Annotated in this window: 18 protein-coding genes; 14 read left to right on the top strand and 4 right to left on the bottom strand. The window is 60.2% G+C overall.

Going from position 1 to position 16,743, the window contains the following annotated elements:
• Window positions 1-17: 17 nt before the first annotated feature.
• A complete protein-coding gene (gene argB / locus AC3IUA_RS29875) occupies window positions 18-923 on the top strand; it encodes an acetylglutamate kinase (protein ID WP_489358366.1) in 906 nt (301 codons plus the stop codon).
• Between the two features lie 77 nt (window positions 924-1,000).
• Here the strand turns inward: argB and pyrE are convergent, their stop codons facing one another.
• Window positions 1,001-1,645 (bottom strand): orotate phosphoribosyltransferase, encoded by a 645-nt coding sequence (gene pyrE, locus AC3IUA_RS29880; protein ID WP_489358368.1) that lies wholly within the window; start codon window positions 1,643-1,645, stop codon window positions 1,001-1,003.
• A gap of 81 nt (window positions 1,646-1,726) precedes the next feature.
• On the opposite strand from pyrE, the gene crc reads away from it, so the two are divergent.
• Window positions 1,727-2,506 carry a catabolite repression control protein Crc gene (gene crc, locus AC3IUA_RS29885; RefSeq protein WP_007934608.1) on the top strand — a complete coding sequence of 260 codons (780 nt, stop codon included), beginning with the start codon at window positions 1,727-1,729 and terminating at the stop codon, window positions 2,504-2,506.
• A gap of 127 nt (window positions 2,507-2,633) precedes the next feature.
• On the opposite strand, the gene AC3IUA_RS29890 is transcribed toward crc, so the two are convergent.
• The gene (locus tag AC3IUA_RS29890; protein ID WP_489358369.1) at window positions 2,634-3,002 is read right to left on the bottom strand and encodes a DUF4870 domain-containing protein; all 369 of its coding nucleotides are present in this window, start codon (window positions 3,000-3,002) and stop codon (window positions 2,634-2,636) included.
• 32 nt (window positions 3,003-3,034) lie between these two features.
• On the bottom strand, window positions 3,035-3,757 hold the full coding sequence (gene rph / locus AC3IUA_RS29895; RefSeq protein ID WP_489358370.1) for a ribonuclease PH: 723 nt from the start codon (window positions 3,755-3,757) through the stop codon (window positions 3,035-3,037).
• 280 nt (window positions 3,758-4,037) lie between these two features.
• Between rph and AC3IUA_RS29900 the strand changes: the two genes are divergently transcribed.
• The 7 genes from AC3IUA_RS29900 (at window position 4,038) to AC3IUA_RS29930 (ending at window position 10,300) form a co-directional block, all read left to right on the top strand.
• Window positions 4,038-4,901, top strand: coding sequence for a YicC/YloC family endoribonuclease (locus tag AC3IUA_RS29900; protein WP_489358371.1), 864 nt, complete (start codon window positions 4,038-4,040; stop codon window positions 4,899-4,901).
• A gap of 11 nt (window positions 4,902-4,912) precedes the next feature.
• Window positions 4,913-5,533, top strand: a complete 621-nt coding sequence (gene gmk / locus AC3IUA_RS29905; protein WP_489358372.1) for a guanylate kinase — start codon at window positions 4,913-4,915, stop codon at window positions 5,531-5,533.
• Window positions 5,534-5,699: 166 nt separating this feature from the next.
• Window positions 5,700-5,963, top strand: a complete 264-nt coding sequence (gene rpoZ / locus AC3IUA_RS29910; protein ID WP_150640823.1) for a DNA-directed RNA polymerase subunit omega — start codon at window positions 5,700-5,702, stop codon at window positions 5,961-5,963.
• A 57-nt stretch (window positions 5,964-6,020) separates the two neighbouring features.
• Window positions 6,021-8,126 (top strand): bifunctional GTP diphosphokinase/guanosine-3',5'-bis pyrophosphate 3'-pyrophosphohydrolase, encoded by a 2,106-nt coding sequence (gene spoT / locus AC3IUA_RS29915; RefSeq protein ID WP_489358373.1) that lies wholly within the window; start codon window positions 6,021-6,023, stop codon window positions 8,124-8,126.
• Window positions 8,127-8,164: 38 nt separating this feature from the next.
• Entirely contained in the window at window positions 8,165-8,545 is a 381-nt protein-coding gene (locus AC3IUA_RS29920) for a RidA family protein (RefSeq protein WP_003229509.1), read from the top strand.
• A gap of 63 nt (window positions 8,546-8,608) precedes the next feature.
• A complete protein-coding gene (locus AC3IUA_RS29925; protein WP_489358374.1) occupies window positions 8,609-9,349 on the top strand; it encodes a hypothetical protein in 741 nt (246 codons plus the stop codon).
• 204 nt (window positions 9,350-9,553) lie between these two features.
• A complete protein-coding gene (locus AC3IUA_RS29930; protein ID WP_489358375.1) occupies window positions 9,554-10,300 on the top strand; it encodes a hypothetical protein in 747 nt (248 codons plus the stop codon).
• A gap of 57 nt (window positions 10,301-10,357) precedes the next feature.
• Here the strand turns inward: AC3IUA_RS29930 and AC3IUA_RS29935 are convergent, their stop codons facing one another.
• Complete coding sequence (locus AC3IUA_RS29935) at window positions 10,358-11,215, bottom strand: SDR family oxidoreductase (RefSeq protein WP_489358376.1); 858 nt, start codon at window positions 11,213-11,215, stop codon at window positions 10,358-10,360.
• A 189-nt stretch (window positions 11,216-11,404) separates the two neighbouring features.
• Here AC3IUA_RS29935 and exbB point away from each other — a divergent pair, with 189 nt between their 5' ends.
• The 5 genes from exbB to recG all read left to right on the top strand — a co-directional run bounded on the left by exbB (window position 11,405) and on the right by recG (window position 16,740).
• Entirely contained in the window at window positions 11,405-12,385 is a 981-nt protein-coding gene (exbB, locus tag AC3IUA_RS29940; RefSeq protein ID WP_489358377.1) for a tonB-system energizer ExbB, read from the top strand.
• A gap of 6 nt (window positions 12,386-12,391) precedes the next feature.
• Entirely contained in the window at window positions 12,392-12,820 is a 429-nt protein-coding gene (gene exbD / locus AC3IUA_RS29945; protein WP_007894651.1) for a TonB system transport protein ExbD, read from the top strand.
• On the top strand, window positions 12,817-13,566 hold the full coding sequence (locus AC3IUA_RS29950) for a TonB family protein (protein ID WP_489358378.1): 750 nt from the start codon (window positions 12,817-12,819) through the stop codon (window positions 13,564-13,566). The genes exbD and AC3IUA_RS29950 overlap by 4 nt, the downstream gene beginning before the upstream one ends.
• A 168-nt stretch (window positions 13,567-13,734) precedes the next feature.
• Window positions 13,735-14,655, top strand: a complete 921-nt coding sequence (locus tag AC3IUA_RS29955) for a hydrogen peroxide-inducible genes activator (RefSeq protein ID WP_489358379.1) — start codon at window positions 13,735-13,737, stop codon at window positions 14,653-14,655.
• A 9-nt stretch (window positions 14,656-14,664) separates the two neighbouring features.
• Window positions 14,665-16,740, top strand: a complete 2,076-nt coding sequence (gene recG / locus AC3IUA_RS29960) for an ATP-dependent DNA helicase RecG (RefSeq protein ID WP_489358380.1) — start codon at window positions 14,665-14,667, stop codon at window positions 16,738-16,740.
• The last annotated feature ends 3 nt before the right edge of the window (window positions 16,741-16,743 follow it).

The raw sequence follows: 16,743 nt of genomic DNA on the forward strand, positions 1-16,743 counted from the left end.
TTTCACCGGAGCCCTGAATGACCCTCGAACGCGATGCCGCCGCCAACACCGCCAAGGTTCTATCCGAAGCGCTACCTTATATTCGCCGCTACGTCGGCAAGACGCTGGTGATCAAATATGGCGGTAACGCTATGGAAAGCGACGAGCTGAAAACCGGCTTTGCTCGCGATATCGTGCTGATGAAGGCCGTGGGCATCAACCCGGTGGTCGTTCACGGTGGCGGCCCGCAGATCGGTGATCTGCTCAAGCGGCTGTCGATCGAGAGCCATTTCGTCGATGGCATGCGCGTTACCGATGCGCAGACCATGGACGTGGTGGAGATGGTTCTCGGCGGCCAGGTGAACAAAGACATCGTCAACCTGATCAACCGTCACGGCGGCAGCGCCATCGGCCTGACCGGCAAGGACGCCGAGCTGATTCGCGCGAAAAAGCTCACCGTCACCCGGCAGACGCCGGAAATGACCACGCCGGAAATCATCGACATCGGCCACGTTGGCGAAGTAGTCGGGATCAACACCGACCTGCTGAACCTGCTGGTCAAAGGTGATTTCATCCCGGTCATCGCACCTATCGGTGTCGGCGCCAACGGCGAGTCGTACAACATCAACGCCGACCTGGTAGCCGGCAAAGTCGCTGAAGCCCTCAAGGCCGAGAAGCTGATGCTGCTGACCAACATTGCCGGCTTGATGGACAAGTCCGGCAAAGTCCTGACCGGCCTGACCACCGAGCAGGTCAACGAGCTGATCGCTGACGGGACCATCTACGGCGGCATGCTGCCGAAGATCCGTTGCGCACTGGAAGCGGTGCAAGGCGGCGTGACCACCTCGCACATCATCGACGGTCGTGTACCGAACGCGGTGCTGCTGGAAATCTTCACCGACACCGGTGTGGGTACATTGATCAGCAATCGCAAGCGTCACTAAGCGATGCATATAAAAAGACCCCGCTCAGCCTGGCTGAGCGGGGTCTTTTTGTTTGTGCTTTCCCTATGGGATTGCCGTCAGACGCCGAATTGTGCGCGGTAGGCTTCAACCGCAGGCAAATGCTGCTTGAGCTGCGGATCGTCAGCCAGGAATTCGAGCACCTGGTTAAGCGAAACAATGCTGATCACTGGGATGCCGAAGTCACGCTCCACTTCCTGGATGGCCGACAATTCACCATTGCCACGCTCCTGACGGTTCAGGGCGATCAGCACGCCAGCAGCCTTGGCGCCGTCCTGGGAAGCGATGATCTGCATCACTTCACGGATGGCGGTGCCCGCGGTGATCACGTCGTCGATGATCAGCACATCACCCGCCAGCGGAGCGCCAACCAGGCTGCCACCCTCACCGTGGGCCTTGGCTTCCTTGCGGTTAAAGCACCATGGCAGATCGAGCTGATGGTGCTCAGCCAGTGCCACAGCCGTCGTCGCCGCCAAAGGAATGCCTTTGTAGGCCGGGCCGAACAGTACGTCGAAAGAAATGCCGCTTTCAACAATGGCTGCCGCGTAGAAACGACCGAGCTGCGCCAGGGCCGAACCGCTGTTGAACAGACCGGCATTGAAGAAGTAAGGACTGGTACGCCCGGACTTCAGGGTGAACTCACCGAAGCGCAAAACGCCGCGATCGATGGCAAAACGAATGAAATCGCGCTGATACGCCTGCATGAAAAAAGCCCCAATATCACGGATTTAGCTAATTAGGTAGACCTCGGGTATCATACACGCACGCGATTTTTGGGGCCATTTATGCGGATCATCAGTGTGAACGTCAATGGTATTCAGGCTGCAGTCGAGCGTGGTTTGCTCAGTTGGCTACAAGCACAGAATGCCGACGTCATCTGCCTGCAGGACACCCGCGCCTCCGCCTTTGAACTGGACGACCCAGCCTTCCAACTGGATGGCTACTTCCTTTATGCCTGCGAAGCTGAAGTCCCCGCCCAAGGTGGCGTGGCTTTGTATTCGCGGCTGCAACCGAAGGCTGTCATCAGCGGTCTCGGTTTCGAGACGGCGGACCGCTACGGGCGCTACCTGCAAGCCGATTTCGACAAGGTCAGCATCGCAACCTTGCTGCTTCCATCAGGGCAGAATGGCGATGAAGACTTGAACCAGAAGTTCAAGCTTATGGACGACTTCGCCCGTTATCTGGATAAACAGCGGCGCAAACGGCGCGAGTACATTTATTGTGGCTCGCTCTACGTGGCGCAACAGAAGCTGGATATCAAGAACTGGCGCGACAGCCAGCAATCTCCGGGTTTCCTGGCACCTGAACGGGCCTGGATGGACGAGATTGTCGGCAACATGGGCTATGTCGATGCACTGCGTGAAGTCAGCCGTGAAGGTGACCAGTACAGCTGGTGGCCAGACAACGAACAGGCCGAGATGCTCAACCTGGGCTGGCGTTTCGACTACCAGCTGCTGACTCCGGGCCTGCGTCGTTTCGTCCGTAGCGCACGCTTGCCACGTCAGCCACGCTTCTCGCAGCATGCACCACTGATTGTGGATTACGACTGGACGCTGACTATCTAAGCGTCTTTTCGCAGCCACAAAAAAGCCGACAACGATGTCGGCTTTTTTGTGTCCGCTGTCCCGTCCTGAATAAGGTTTACACCTTCTGGCTTCTTTTCAGGAAGGCGCAAGGGATTGCGGTGAGCGCTTACTTGATCAGCCGCCAGGTGAACGGATAGCGATACGGCTGCCCTTCATTGGCCTTGACCCCGGCGATGATCGTCAGCACCAAAGCGCCGATCGCCACCAGTCCGAGCAGGAAGAACCCGATCACCACCACCATCAGCAAGAAGCAGATCGCCGAGGCAATGGCGACGGTGATCTGGAAGTTCAGCGCTTCCTTGCCCTGCGCATCGATGAACGGGTCCGTCTCGCGCTTCATCTGCCAGAGAATCAGTGGCCCGATCAAGGTACCGAATGGAATCCAGATTCCCAGCAACGCGGAGAGGTGACAAAACATCGCCCACTGGCGAACCTCGCGGCTCGGCGCAGGCAGTGGTAGTTGATCCTCACTCATGGTGATGCTCTCCTTGCTGGAAGTCAGGACAATCAGTCAGCCAGAGCAGCTTTCTGCAGCTCGAAAATCTCGTTCATGCCTTTGTTCGCCAACGCCAGCATCGCGTTCAGCTCTTCAGGCTGGAACGGTGCGCCTTCGGCAGTGCCCTGAACCTCAATGAAGCCACCGGTGCTGGTCATCACGACGTTGAGATCAGTCTCGGCAGCCGAGTCTTCCAGGTAGTCCAGATCAAGCACTGGCTCGCCCTGATACATACCCACCGAAACAGCCGCGATCATTTGCTTGAGCGGGTCACCGCCTTTCAGGCCGCCACGCTTCTTGATCACTTTCAAGGCATCGATCAGGGCAACCATGGCGCCGGTGATCGACGCAGTGCGAGTGCCGCCATCGGCCTGGATCACATCGCAATCGACGAACAGGGTGACATCGCCCAGCGCGGACATGTCCAGTGCGGCGCGCAGGGAACGGCCGATCAAACGCTGGATCTCCAGAGTGCGACCGCCTTGCTTGCCACGGCTCGCTTCACGCTGGTTACGCTCGCCAGTGGCGCGCGGCAGCATGCCGTACTCAGCAGTCAACCAACCCTGGCCCTGACCCTTGAGGAAGCGCGGCACGCCATTTTCGACGCTGACCGTGCAAATCACCTTGGTATCACCGAACTCGACCAGTACAGATCCCTCGGCGTGTTTGGTGTAGTTGCGGGTGATGCGGATCGAGCGGAGCTGATCGGCAGCGCGACCACTTGGACGTTTCATAGGGAATACCTGTACGGGGACGGAAATCTGCCGAGCATTATAGAGCCCGCAGCACCGACTGGGCACTTCTAAAAAATCCGCGTCGCGACCGAAGGCTCTGAACAGGGGCCTGAAGCTGACCGTCGGGCGCCTGCAGCGCTTTGTCACACGCCGGGTTTGGGAGCATTCGCTGCACTGCGTTACAATCCTGCGCCTTTGCAGCCTGTCGGCTTTAATTTATCCATCAGGCCCGCTCAAACCCTCTGAGGTTGGGAGCGGGCCCGAATCGCGAGGTACCTCCATGGTGCATAGCATGACCGCCTTCGCCCGCGTCGAAAAAGCCGGCACCCAAGGCACCCTGAGCTGGGAGTTGCGCTCGGTCAACAGCCGCTACCTGGAACCGCACTTGCGTCTGCCAGAGTCTTTTCGCGACCTTGAGGGCGCCGTGCGCGAAGCGCTGCGCCAGGGTTTGTCTCGCGGAAAACTCGAATGCACCCTGCGCTTCACCGAAGAAACCACCGGCAAGCCGTTGCAGGTTGATCGCGAGCGCGCCGCGCAACTGGTCGCCGCAGCAGAGACCGTGGCCAGCCTGATCAAGCACCCTGCAGCCCTGAACCCGCTGGAAGTCCTGGCCTGGCCAGGCGTGCTGGTGGCCGACGCGAGCGACCCGCAAGCGCTGAACGCTGAAGCCCTGAACCTGTTCAACCAAGGCTTGAAAGAACTGAAGAATGGCCGCGAGCGCGAAGGCGCAGAGCTGGCCCGGCTGATCAACGAACGCCTGAACTCCATAGAAGAAGACGTGGTGACCCTGCGCGTGCTGGTCCCGCAAATGCTCGCGAACCAACGCCAGAAAGTCCTCGACCGCTTTGCCGACATGAAGGCCGAGCTGGACCCGCAGCGCGTGGAACAGGAAATGGTCATGCTCGCGCAAAAAAGCGACGTGGCTGAAGAGCTGGACCGGTTGAGCACCCACATCATCGAAGTTCGCCGCGTGCTCAAGTCCGGCGGCGCCGCCGGTCGGCGCCTGGACTTCCTGATGCAGGAGCTCAACCGCGAAGCCAACACACTGGGCTCCAAAGCCTTCGACCCGCGCAGCACCCAGGCTGCGGTCAACCTCAAAGTGTTGATCGAGCAGATGCGCGAACAAGTGCAGAATATTGAGTAAGGCTACCCGACATGACCCACAGCACCGGCACCCTCTACATCATTTCCGCGCCTTCGGGCGCGGGCAAGACCAGCCTGGTCAAGGCTCTGATCGACGCGCAGCCGCAAATCCGCGTATCGGTCTCCCACACCACCCGCGCCATGCGCCCGGGTGAAGTCGACGGCGTGAATTACAACTTCGTCGACCGTTCCGAGTTCGTGCGGATGATCGAACACGGTGATTTCCTCGAGCGCGCCGAAGTCTTCGGTAACCTCTATGGCACCTCGCAAAGCCATTTGCAGCAGACCCTGGATGAAGGCCACGACCTGATTCTGGAAATCGACTGGCAAGGCGCCGAGCAAGTACGCAAGTTGATGCCCCAGGCCCGCTCGATCTTCATTCTGCCGCCGTCCCAGCAGGCCTTGCGCCAGCGCCTGACCAATCGCGGCCAGGACAGCGACGAAATCATCGAAGGCCGGATGCGTGAAGCGGTCAGCGAGATGAGCCATTACGTCGACTACGACTACCTGATCATCAACGATGACTTCGCTACTGCGCTGGAGGATCTGAAAGCGATTTTCCGCGCCCACCAGCTCCATCAAAAGCGCCAGCAGCAGCGTTCCGGCAAATTACTGGCCGAACTGTTGGGCTAAAGAGCACTTCCCAAAACCGCTGCAAGGGCTTTACATTGGCACTTGTAGCGCAATGGAGAGCTCGGCGAAAAATCAGCGCTTCCCTAAACGCTGGTGATTTTTTAAACTGTTGAGTCCGCTCGCCCATCCGGGCAGCGCGCATATTGCATTTGCTACGAGGAATACCATGGCCCGCGTAACCGTTGAAGACTGCCTAGATCACGTGGCTAACCGCTTTGAGCTGGTCATGCTCTCTACCAAACGTGCTCGTCAATTGGCGACCGGCGGCAAAGAGCCAAAGCTGGCCTGGGAAAACGACAAACCTACAGTAATGGCGTTGCGTGAAATCGCAGCGGGCCTGATGAGCTATGAAGTCATCGCTGAAGCTGAAATCGTTGAAGACGAACCGCTGTTCGCGGCGTTCGAGGACGAGTCCAACGAGGCCGTCTAAGCCTATGCCTGGTCGACGTAGCACGGCGCAGGGTCAAAGCTATCGGCAGGAGCCATCATGCCGAGCATAGACGCCCTCGCCGATCGCTTATCGACCTATCTCGGCAAGGACCAGGTCAACCTGGTTCGCCGAGCGTACTTCTACGCCGAACAAGCCCACGACGGGCAACGCCGGCGTAGCGGTGAAGCCTACGTCACGCACCCGCTGGCGGTGGCGAATATTCTTGCCGACATGCATATGGACCATCAGAGCCTGATGGCGGCCATGCTGCATGACGTGATCGAAGACACCGGTATTGCCAAGGAAGCGCTCTCGGCGCAGTTCGGTGAAACCGTGGCCGAACTGGTCGACGGGGTCAGCAAACTGACCCAGATGAACTTCGAGACCAAGGCCGAAGCCCAAGCCGAAAACTTCCAGAAAATGGCCATGGCCATGGCCCGCGATATTCGCGTGATCCTGGTCAAGCTGGCCGACCGCCTGCACAACATGCGGACCCTGGAAGTGCTGTCCGGCGAGAAACGCCGGCGGATCGCCAAGGAAACCCTGGAGATCTATGCTCCCATCGCCAACCGCCTGGGCATGCACAGCATCCGCATAGAGTTCGAAGACCTCGGCTTCAAGGCCATGCACCCGATGCGTTCCGCGCGAATCTACCAGGCGGTCAAACGCGCCCGGGGCAACCGCAAGGAAATCGTCAACAAGATCGAAGAATCCCTCAGCCACTGCCTGGCCATCGACGGCATTCAGGGCGAGGTCAGCGGTCGACAGAAACACATCTACGGCATCTACAAGAAGATGCGCGGCAAGCGTCGGGCGTTCAACGAGATCATGGACGTCTACGCGTTCCGCATCATCGTCGACAAGGTCGATACCTGCTACCGAGTGCTCGGGGCTGTACATAACTTGTATAAACCATTGCCGGGGCGCTTCAAGGATTACATCGCGATTCCCAAGGCCAACGGCTATCAGTCACTGCATACCACGCTGTTCGGCATGCACGGCGTACCGATCGAGATCCAGATCCGCACCCGTGAAATGGAAGAGATGGCGAACAACGGCATCGCCGCCCATTGGCTGTACAAATCCACCGGCGACGAGCAGCCCAAGGGCACTCATGCCCGTGCTCGCCAATGGGTCAAGGGCGTGCTGGAGATGCAGCAGCGCGCTGGCAATTCCCTCGAATTCATCGAAAGCGTGAAGATCGACCTGTTCCCGGACGAGGTCTACGTCTTCACGCCCAAAGGCCGGATCATGGAGCTGCCCAAAGGCTCCACGGCGGTCGACTTCGCTTACGCGGTCCACACCGACGTCGGCAACAGCTGCATCGCCTGCCGGATCAACCGTCGACTGGCACCGCTGTCCGAACCGCTGCAAAGTGGCTCGACCGTGGAAATCGTCAGCGCTCCGGGCGCGCGACCAAACCCGGCCTGGCTCAACTTCGTGGTCACCGGCAAGGCCCGCACGCATATTCGTCACGCCCTGAAACTGCAGCGCCGCTCCGAGTCCATCAGCCTTGGCGAGCGCCTGCTGAACAAGGTGCTCAATGGTTTCGACAGCTCGCTGGAAAAAATCCCGGCCGAGCGCATCAAGGCGATGCTCACCGAATACCGACTCGAATTGATCGAAGACCTGCTCGAAGACATCGGCCTGGGCAATCGCATGGCCTATGTCGTCGCCCGCCGCCTGATCGGCGAAGGCGAGCAGCTACCGAGCGCCGAAGGGCCGCTGGCGATTCGTGGCACTGAAGGCCTGGTCCTCAGCTACGCCAAATGTTGCACGCCGATCCCTGGCGACCCGATTGTCGGCCACCTGTCCGCAGGCAAAGGGATGGTGGTGCACCTGGACAATTGCCGCAACATCAGTGAAATCCGCCACAACCCGGAAAAATGCATCCAGCTTTCCTGGGCCAAGGATGTCACTGGCGAATTCAACGTTGAACTGCGCGTCGAGCTGGAACACCAGCGCGGCCTGATCGCCCTGCTGGCCAGCAGCGTCAATGCCGCCGACGGTAACATCGAAAAAATCAGCATGGACGAACGTGATGGTCGCATCAGCGTGGTCCAACTGGTTGTCAGCGTGCACGACCGCGTACACCTGGCCCGCGTGATCAAGAAACTGCGCGCCCTGACCGGGGTCACCCGCATCACTCGCATGCGTGCATAGCTCCCCCAAATAGCCCAGCCCATTACAAGGAGTCATAAATGACCAAGACTGTTATCACCAGCGACAAGGCACCTGCTGCCATCGGCACGTATTCCCAGGCAATCAAGGCTGGCAATACGGTCTACATGTCCGGCCAGATCCCGCTGGACCCGAAAACCATGGAACTGGTCGAGGGCTTCGAAGCCCAGACCGTTCAAGTTTTCGAGAACCTCAAGGCCGTGGCTGAAGCCGCCGGTGGTTCGTTCAAGGACATCGTAAAACTGAACATCTTCCTCACCGACCTGAGCCACTTCGCCAAGGTCAACGAGATCATGGGCAAATACTTCGACCAGCCTTACCCTGCCCGCGCCGCCATCGGTGTTGCGGCACTGCCAAAAGGCTCGCAGGTCGAGATGGACGCCATTCTCGTCATCGAGTAACTCTGGTCACAGGTCTGGCGCAGCCATCGTGCTGCGCCATTTTCGTTTTGAAAGGATTCCCTCATGCGCAAAGCGCTTGCTCTCTCGTTGCTCGCCGTTTTTCTCGGCGGCTGTGCCAGCGACCCCGCCGACCGCGACATCAGCGGCACCTGGATCAACCAGTCGGCAATCGATGCTGCTGCCAAAGGCGGCCCCTTGCGTGAAGCCCTCCAGGCCTATGGTCCAAACCTGGAATGGGACATCAACACCCGAGCCGGTCAGGCGCGATACACCAACGGTTTTGAAAACGTCGATGGCAAGCTGCTGGGTGAAGAGTCCGGCGCCTGGAAGGTCGACTTTTATGGCAGCTCCGCCAGCGAGCTGAGTCGCGACGGCAAACAACTGCAACAAGCGGCATCCGACTCCGAACCGGAACAGGTTTTCGATCGGGCACAAGACACGGTTCCCGCAGGCGCACCGATCGGCGCCAGCTTCGAACGAGCCCTGTACTCCGCCTACATGGGCGGCGGCTGGAAAATCCTCAGCGGCCCTGGCGAAGGCAACACCGCTCGGTTCCAGGCCGATGGCCGGATTGAAGGCTTGCCAGGCGCAGATCGCTACGCGCTATGCCTGGCTGGCGATTGCGCGTCCATGAGCGGTGGCTATGACAATGTCTGGCTGCAGCAAGGCGAACAGGGCAATCCGTGGATTTTCACCCGCAAAGGCGATCAACTGGAGATCTTCCAGGCGGTCAACGGGTCCCGGGCCGATGAAGTACCCTCGCTTACTCCGGGTACTCGACAGTGGTTACTGGAAAAGCAGTGATCGCAAAAACAAAAAGGAGCCCGATGGCTCCTTTTTTTTGCCTGAGCGCCACCCCAGCACCTATATCAAACGCTCAGGCCGTCTGCAGGCGCTCAAGATCGGCAACACTGTTTTCCGGGTCCACCCCCCCACAGCCTTCATATACTGGAACCTGTCAAAGCCCCCGATTACAAATTGTCTGGAGGCTCGTTCAAGGATGCCTCCATGCGCAAAGCGCTTATAGCTTCTACATTGCTCGCCATACTCCTCGGCGGCTGTGCCCATGCCCCCACAGACCCTGATATCAGCGGCATCTGGATCAACCAGCAGGCCATTGATGCGGTGGCCAAAGGCGGCCCGCTACTCAATTCGCTGTATGCCTATGGTCCAAACCTGGAATGGAACATCAACACAAAGGACGGCCAGGTTCGCTACTTCTCCAATGGTTTTGAGAACATCGAAGGAAAGCTGCTTGGCGAGCAAGCGGGCCTCTGGCGAATCGATTTTTCTAGCCACTACACCACCGAACTCAAGCGCATGGATGGGCAACTGAAGCAAAACGCCAACCCCTACGAACCCGAACAGGTGTTTAACCTGGCCCAGCATCCAGCGCCCGCCGGCGCCCCACTGGGAACCACGTTCAAACACGCGCTCTACACAGCCTATATGGGTGGCGCGTGGAAAATCATCAAAGGTCAGGACACAGGCAACACTGTGCACTTCACAGCCGGTGGCACGGTTTCCGGCCTGCCCGGCGCCGACCGGTACGCTTTATGCCTTGGCGGTGATTGCGCGAACATGAACGGCGACTATCAGAACCTTTGGCTTGCGAAAGGAGCGAAAGAAGACGCTTGGCTTTTTGCCAGAAAGGGCAAGCATTTAGAAATATTCAAATACATCAACACCTCCCTTCCAGACGAGCAACCCACGTATGTCGCCACAACTCTCCAATGGCTGCTGGAAAAACAGTGACCCAAAACAAAGGAGCCCGCGGACCCCTTTTTCTTCAGGCATAAGCGCACAAGTAGCTCAACGACCACCTTCAAGAATTGCCACATAACCTTCACGGAAACTCGGATAACGCGGCACCCAGCCCAACGCCCGGGCCCGGGCATTGCTGCAACGCTTGCTGCCGTTGCGGCGGACACTGGCATCGGCCGCCCACTCGGTCACTCCCAGATACTCGCGCAACCAGCCGAGCACTTCCGCCAGCGGCACAGGCGCATCGTCGACGCCGATGTAGCAGTCCTGCAGTGCCACCCCCCGATGCTCTGCCTGGAGCAGGAACGCCAGCAGACCAGCAGCGTCATCGACGTGAATCCGGTTGCCATACAGCGGCGGGTCGATCGCCACGCGATAACCCTGGCGCACCTGGGTTAACAACCACTCGCGGCCCGGCCCGTAAATGCCGGTCAAGCGCACCAGACTGGCCGGCATGCCGCTCTGCAAAGCCACTTGCTCAGCCTCGAGCATCAAGCGTCCGGAGTAACCACCGGCTTCGGTTGGCGAATTTTCATCGACCCATTCGCCCGTCTGCTGGCCATACACGCTACTGCTGGAGACGAACAACAGGCGCTTCGGCTGCTGCCCATGCTGCTTCATCCAGCCCAGCACATGCTGCAGGCCTTCGACATAGGCGACGCGATAGCCCGCCTCGTCGTGTACCGTGGCCGCCGCGCAATACACCAGGTAATCCACCGGTGCAGTCGGCCAGTCAGCCGGGCATTGCTCACTGAACAGATCGCCCGCTATCCCTTCGACACCGCTCGGCAGGCGTGAAATGTTGCGCCGCAGCCCGTAAACCCGCCAATCCTCGGCCAGCAATTGCGTGGCCAGGCGGCTGCCGACATCACCGCAGCCAGCGATCAAAACAGAAGGGGTGGTCATCACAAAACTCCTTTCAGAAGCACATAGCCTGGCGTCAAGAACGGACCGGCGGCTAGCAATCAAAGAAAAAAAGATACTCTATTACTTTTGTTAACAAGAATTACTTGCAATAATGCCTGCCTATTTTGTTCTCGGCCCTGCGAGGCCTGGAAGGACATCCACCCTCTATTTCTCTCAGGTCCGGCCAGCATGACAAGTAATCAACTCCCCGCTTCGCCAACCAAACTTCCGAGCCCGTCAGGCACATGGCGCATGGTAACAGCGCTGCTGTTCAGCCTGCTGCTGGCGCCGACCGCCGTTTTTGCCGATGAACCTGTGCCAGCCACCCCGCCTGCCGCTGCTCATGGCAACGCCGAGCCTGCTGCTCCGGTTGTGACTCCGGTCGCTGCCGACCCGGCGCTGGCCGCTGAAGGCGCGCCACTCGAAGACTTGCCTGAAGTACTCGAAGCGGACAACTCGCTGGGCATGGCCCACGATCTGTCGCCTTGGGGCATGTACCAGAATGCTGACATCATCGTGAAAATCGTGATGATCGGCCTGGCCATCGCTTCGATCATCACCTGGACCATCTGGATCGCCAAGGGCTTTGAGCTGCTGGGCGCCAAGCGTCGTCTGCGCGGTGAAATCGCCCACCTGAAAAAAGCCACCACCCTCAAAGAAGCCAGCGCCACCGCCGCCAAGGCAGGCACCCTTGCCAACCTGCTGGTCCACGACGCACTGGAAGAAATGCGCCTGTCGGTCAACAGCCGTGAAAAAGAAGGCATCAAGGAACGCGTCGCCTTCCGCCTCGAGCGCCTGGTTGCAGCCTGTGGCCGCAACATGAGCAGCGGCACCGGCGTGCTGGCAACCATCGGTTCCACCGCGCCCTTCGTCGGCCTGTTCGGTACCGTGTGGGGCATCATGAACAGCTTCATCGGTATCGCGAAGACCCAGACCACCAACCTCGCCGTGGTTGCTCCCGGTATTGCCGAAGCCCTGCTGGCAACGGCACTGGGCCTGGTAGCAGCGATCCCCGCGGTAGTGATCTACAACGTCTTCGCCCGCTCCATCGCCGGTTACAAGGCACAGGTTTCCGATGCTTCGGCAGAGGTCCTGCTGCTGGTCAGCCGCGACCTCGACCACCTGCCTACCGAGCGCAGCTCGCAACCGCACATGGTGAAAGTGGGGTAATCGGCCATGGGCCTGCATTTGAAAGAAGGCGCTGACGACGATCTCGCCGAGAACCATGAAATCAACGTAACGCCGTTTATCGACGTGATGCTGGTGTTGCTGATCATCTTCATGGTCGCCGCACCGCTGGCGACTGTGGACATCAAAGTCGACCTGCCGGCCTCGACCGCCAAACCGGCGCCGCGGCCAGAGAAACCGGTGTTCCTCAGCGTCAAGGCTGATCAGCGCCTGTTCCTCGGTGAAGACGAAGTCAAAGCCGAAACCCTCGGCGCGACTCTCGATGCCAAGACCCAGGGCAAGAAGGACACCACAATCTTCTTCCAGGCCGATAAAGGCGTGGACTACGGTGACTTGATGAGCGTGATGGATGCCCTGCGGGCAGCCGGCTACCTCAAAGTCGGCCTGGTCGGACTTGAGACGGCAGCCAAGAAATGATCACGACGCGCCAAAAGCTGACGCGTTACAGCGGTAGCCTGGCCGTGGTGCTGGGCGTCCACGCGGTCGCGATTCTCCTCGCGCTCAACTGGTCCTCGCCACAACCGGTCGAACTGCCACCGCTGGCGATGATGGTCGAACTGGCGCCGCTACCGGCACCACCTCCACCGGCACCGCCCAAAGTCGTGACGCCACCGCAACCACCGGCACCGGTGGAAGAACTGCCGCTGCCAAAACTCGCGGAAGCGCCGAAGCCGACTATCTCCGTACCCAAGCCGGTAAAACTCAAGCCAAAGCCACAACCACCCAAGCCTGTGGAGAAAAAGCCGGAGCTGCCAAAGGAAAAACCTTCCGAGGAAAAACCTAGCGACGCTCCGCCGACTCCTGCGCCCACGGAGAAATCCGCGGCGCCTGCACCCGGCCCTACCATGGCGCAAAAGGCCGCGAAGGAAAGCTGGCAAGGTACGTTGTTGGCGCACCTGCAAAAGTACAAAAAGTATCCGGCTGGGGCTCAAGCGCGCGGCAAGGAAGGTCTGAACCGTCTTCGCTTCGTAGTCGATGCCGAAGGCAACGTGCTGTCCTTTGAGCTAGTGGGACGTTCGGGCAATGCCGATCTGGACCGGGCCACCCTGGAAATGATTCGCCGCGCCCAACCACTGCCCAAACCGCCGGCCGACATGCTGAGCAATGGCTCGATTGAAATCGTCGCCCCCTTCGTTTATTCCCTGGAAAAACGTCGCCGCTAAGACAGAACCCTTGTGGCGAGGGGGCTTGCCCCCTCGCCACAAGAGCCTTTTGCATATCCATCCCCGCCAAACATGCATTGCAGAGTGTCGTAGTCACCTCTCTCTCTGATAACGTGCGTCTATCGATTGCAGCCGGTATGCTTGGCCTGCAACCTCATGGACGCCGCTATGACTCTCACAGAATTACGTTACATCGTTACCCTCGCTCAAGAGCAGCACTTCGGCCACGCGGCCGAGCGTTGCCATGTCAGCCAGCCGACCCTGTCGGTCGGCGTGAAAAAGCTTGAAGACGAACTCGGTGTGCTGATTTTCGAGCGCAGCAAAAGTGCGGTGCGCCTGACGCCCGTCGGCGAAGGCATCGTCGCCCAGGCCCAGAAGGTTCTTGAACAGGCCCAAGGCATCCGCGAATTGGCCCAGGCCGGCAAAAACCAACTGACCGCGCCGCTGAAAGTCGGTGCAATCTACACAGTCGGGCCGTATCTGTTCCCGCATCTGATTCCGCAACTGCACCGGGTCGCCCCGCAGATGCCGTTGTACATCGAAGAAAACTTTACCCACGTATTGCGTGACAAACTGCGCAACGGCGAGCTGGACGCGATCATCATCGCCCTGCCGTTCAACGAAGCGGACGTGCTGACCCTGCAGCTGTACGACGAGCCGTTCTACGTACTGATGCCAAGCGGGCACCCCTGGACCCAGAAGAACACCATCGACGCCAGCCTGCTCAACGACAAGAGCCTGCTGCTGCTCGGCGAAGGTCACTGCTTCCGCGATCAGGTACTCGAGGCTTGCCCGACCCTGGCCAAAGGCAGCGACGGCGCCAAGCACACCACGGTCGAGTCCAGCTCCCTGGAAACCATTCGGCACATGGTCGCTTCCGGCCTCGGCATCTCGATCCTGCCACTCTCGGCGGTGGACAGCCATCACTACTCTCCAGGCGTGATCGAAGTTCGCCCGCTGACGCCGCCAGCGCCGTTCCGCACTGTAGCGATCGCCTGGCGCGCCAGCTTCCCACGGCCCAAAGCCATTGAAATCCTCGCCGACTCGATCCGCCTGTGCTCGGTGGCCAAGCCGCCAGCAGCGGCCTGAGCAGGCGCAATGACTGAGCTGTCGAAGGTGCCGGTCACGGCGCTCAAGGGCGTCGGTGAAGCCATGGCCGAGAAACTGGCCAAGGTCGGCCTGGAGAATCTCCAGGACGTCCTGTTTCACCTGCCATTGCGCTATCAGGACCGCACCCGCGTGGTGCCGATCGGCCAATTGCGGCCGGGCCAGGATGCCGTCATCGAAGGTACCGTCAGCGGCGCCGACGTGGTCATGGGCAAGCGTCGCAGCTTGCTGGTGCGCCTGCAGGACGGTACCGGCGGGCTCAGTCTGCGCTTCTATCATTTCAGCAACGCGCAAAAGGAAGGCCTCAAACGCGGTACCCGTGTGCGCTGTTATGGCGAGGCCCGGCCCGGCGCCTCGGGCCTGGAAATCTATCACCCGGAATACCGCGCCATTAACGGCGACGAGCCACCACCGGTTGACCAGACCCTGACGCCGATCTACCCGCTCACCGAAGGCCTGACCCAGCAGCGGCTGCGCCAGCTGTGTCAGCAAACCCTGGCCCTGCTGGGCCCGCAAAGCCTGCCCGACTGGCTGCCGGAAGAACTGGCGCGTGACTACCAGCTGGCGCCGCTGGACGACGCCATTCGTTACCTGCACCACCCACCGGCGGATGCCGACGTCGACGAACTCGCCCTGGGTCATCACTGGGCGCAGCACCGCCTGGCGTTTGAAGAGCTGTTAACCCATCAGCTGTCCCAACAGCGCCTGCGCGAGAGCCTGCGCTCCCAGCGAGCGCCGGCCTTGCCGAAAGCCACAGTGCTGCCCGCAAAATACCTGGCCAACCTGGGCTTCCCGCCGACCGGCGCGCAGCACCGGGTGGGCAACGAAATCGCTTACGACCTCAGTCAGCCCGAGCCGATGCTGCGGCTGATCCAGGGCGATGTCGGCGCCGGCAAAACCGTGGTCGCCGCCCTCGCCGCCCTGCAAGCGCTGGAGGCTGGCTATCAGGTCGCACTGATGGCGCCGACCGAGATTCTCGCCGAACAGCACTTCATCAACTTCTCCCGCTGGCTCGAACCGCTGGGCATCGAAACTGCCTGGCTGGCCGGCAAACTCAAAGGCAAAAACCGCGTAGCGGCGCTGGAGCAGATTGCCAACGGCACACCTATGGTGGTCGGCACCCATGCGCTGTTCCAGGACGAAGTGCAGTTCAAGAGCCTGGCCCTGGCAATCATTGACGAGCAGCACCGCTTTGGCGTGCAGCAACGCCTGGCGTTGCGTCAAAAGGGTGTGGGTGGGCGGATGTGTCCGCATCAGCTGATCATGACCGCCACGCCGATTCCGCGCACCCTGGCCATGAGCGCCTACGCCGACCTCGACACCTCGATCCTCGACGAACTGCCGCCCGGCCGGACTCCGGTGAACACCGTGCTGATCACCGATACCAGGCGCATTGAAGTCATCGAACGGGTACGCGCTGCCTGCGCCGAGGGGCGCCAGGCTTACTGGGTGTGCACGCTGATTGAAGAGTCCGAAGAGCTTACCTGCCAGGCCGCCGAAACCACCTATGAAGACCTCACCAGTGCGCTTGGTGAATTGCGGGTTGGACTGATTCACGGGCGGATGAAGCCCGCCGAAAAGGCCGCAGTCATGGCCGAGTTCAAGGCCGGCGCCCTGCAACTGCTGGTGGCGACCACGGTGATCGAAGTCGGCGTCGACGTGCCCAATGCCAGCCTGATGATCATCGAAAACCCCGAACGCCTGGGCCTTGCCCAACTGCACCAGTTGCGCGGGCGGGTGGGCCGCGGCAGCGCCGCCAGTCACTGCGTGCTGCTCTACCATCCTCCACTGTCGCAGATCGGTCGCCAACGCCTGGGCATCATGCGCGAGACCAACGACGGCTTCATCATCGCCGAGAAAGACCTCGAACTGCGCGGCCCCGGCGAGATGCTCGGCACCCGGCAAACCGGTCTGTTGCAGTTCAAGGTCGCCGACCTGATGCGCGACGCCGATCTGCTTCCGGCAGTGCGCGATGCTGCGCAAGCCTTGCTCGAGCGCTGGCCGCAACACGTGAGCCCGCTGCTGGAACGCTGGCTACGACATGGGCAGCAATACGGCCAAGTGTGAGCA

The organism is Pseudomonas sp. KH_050, from assembly GCF_057838875.1.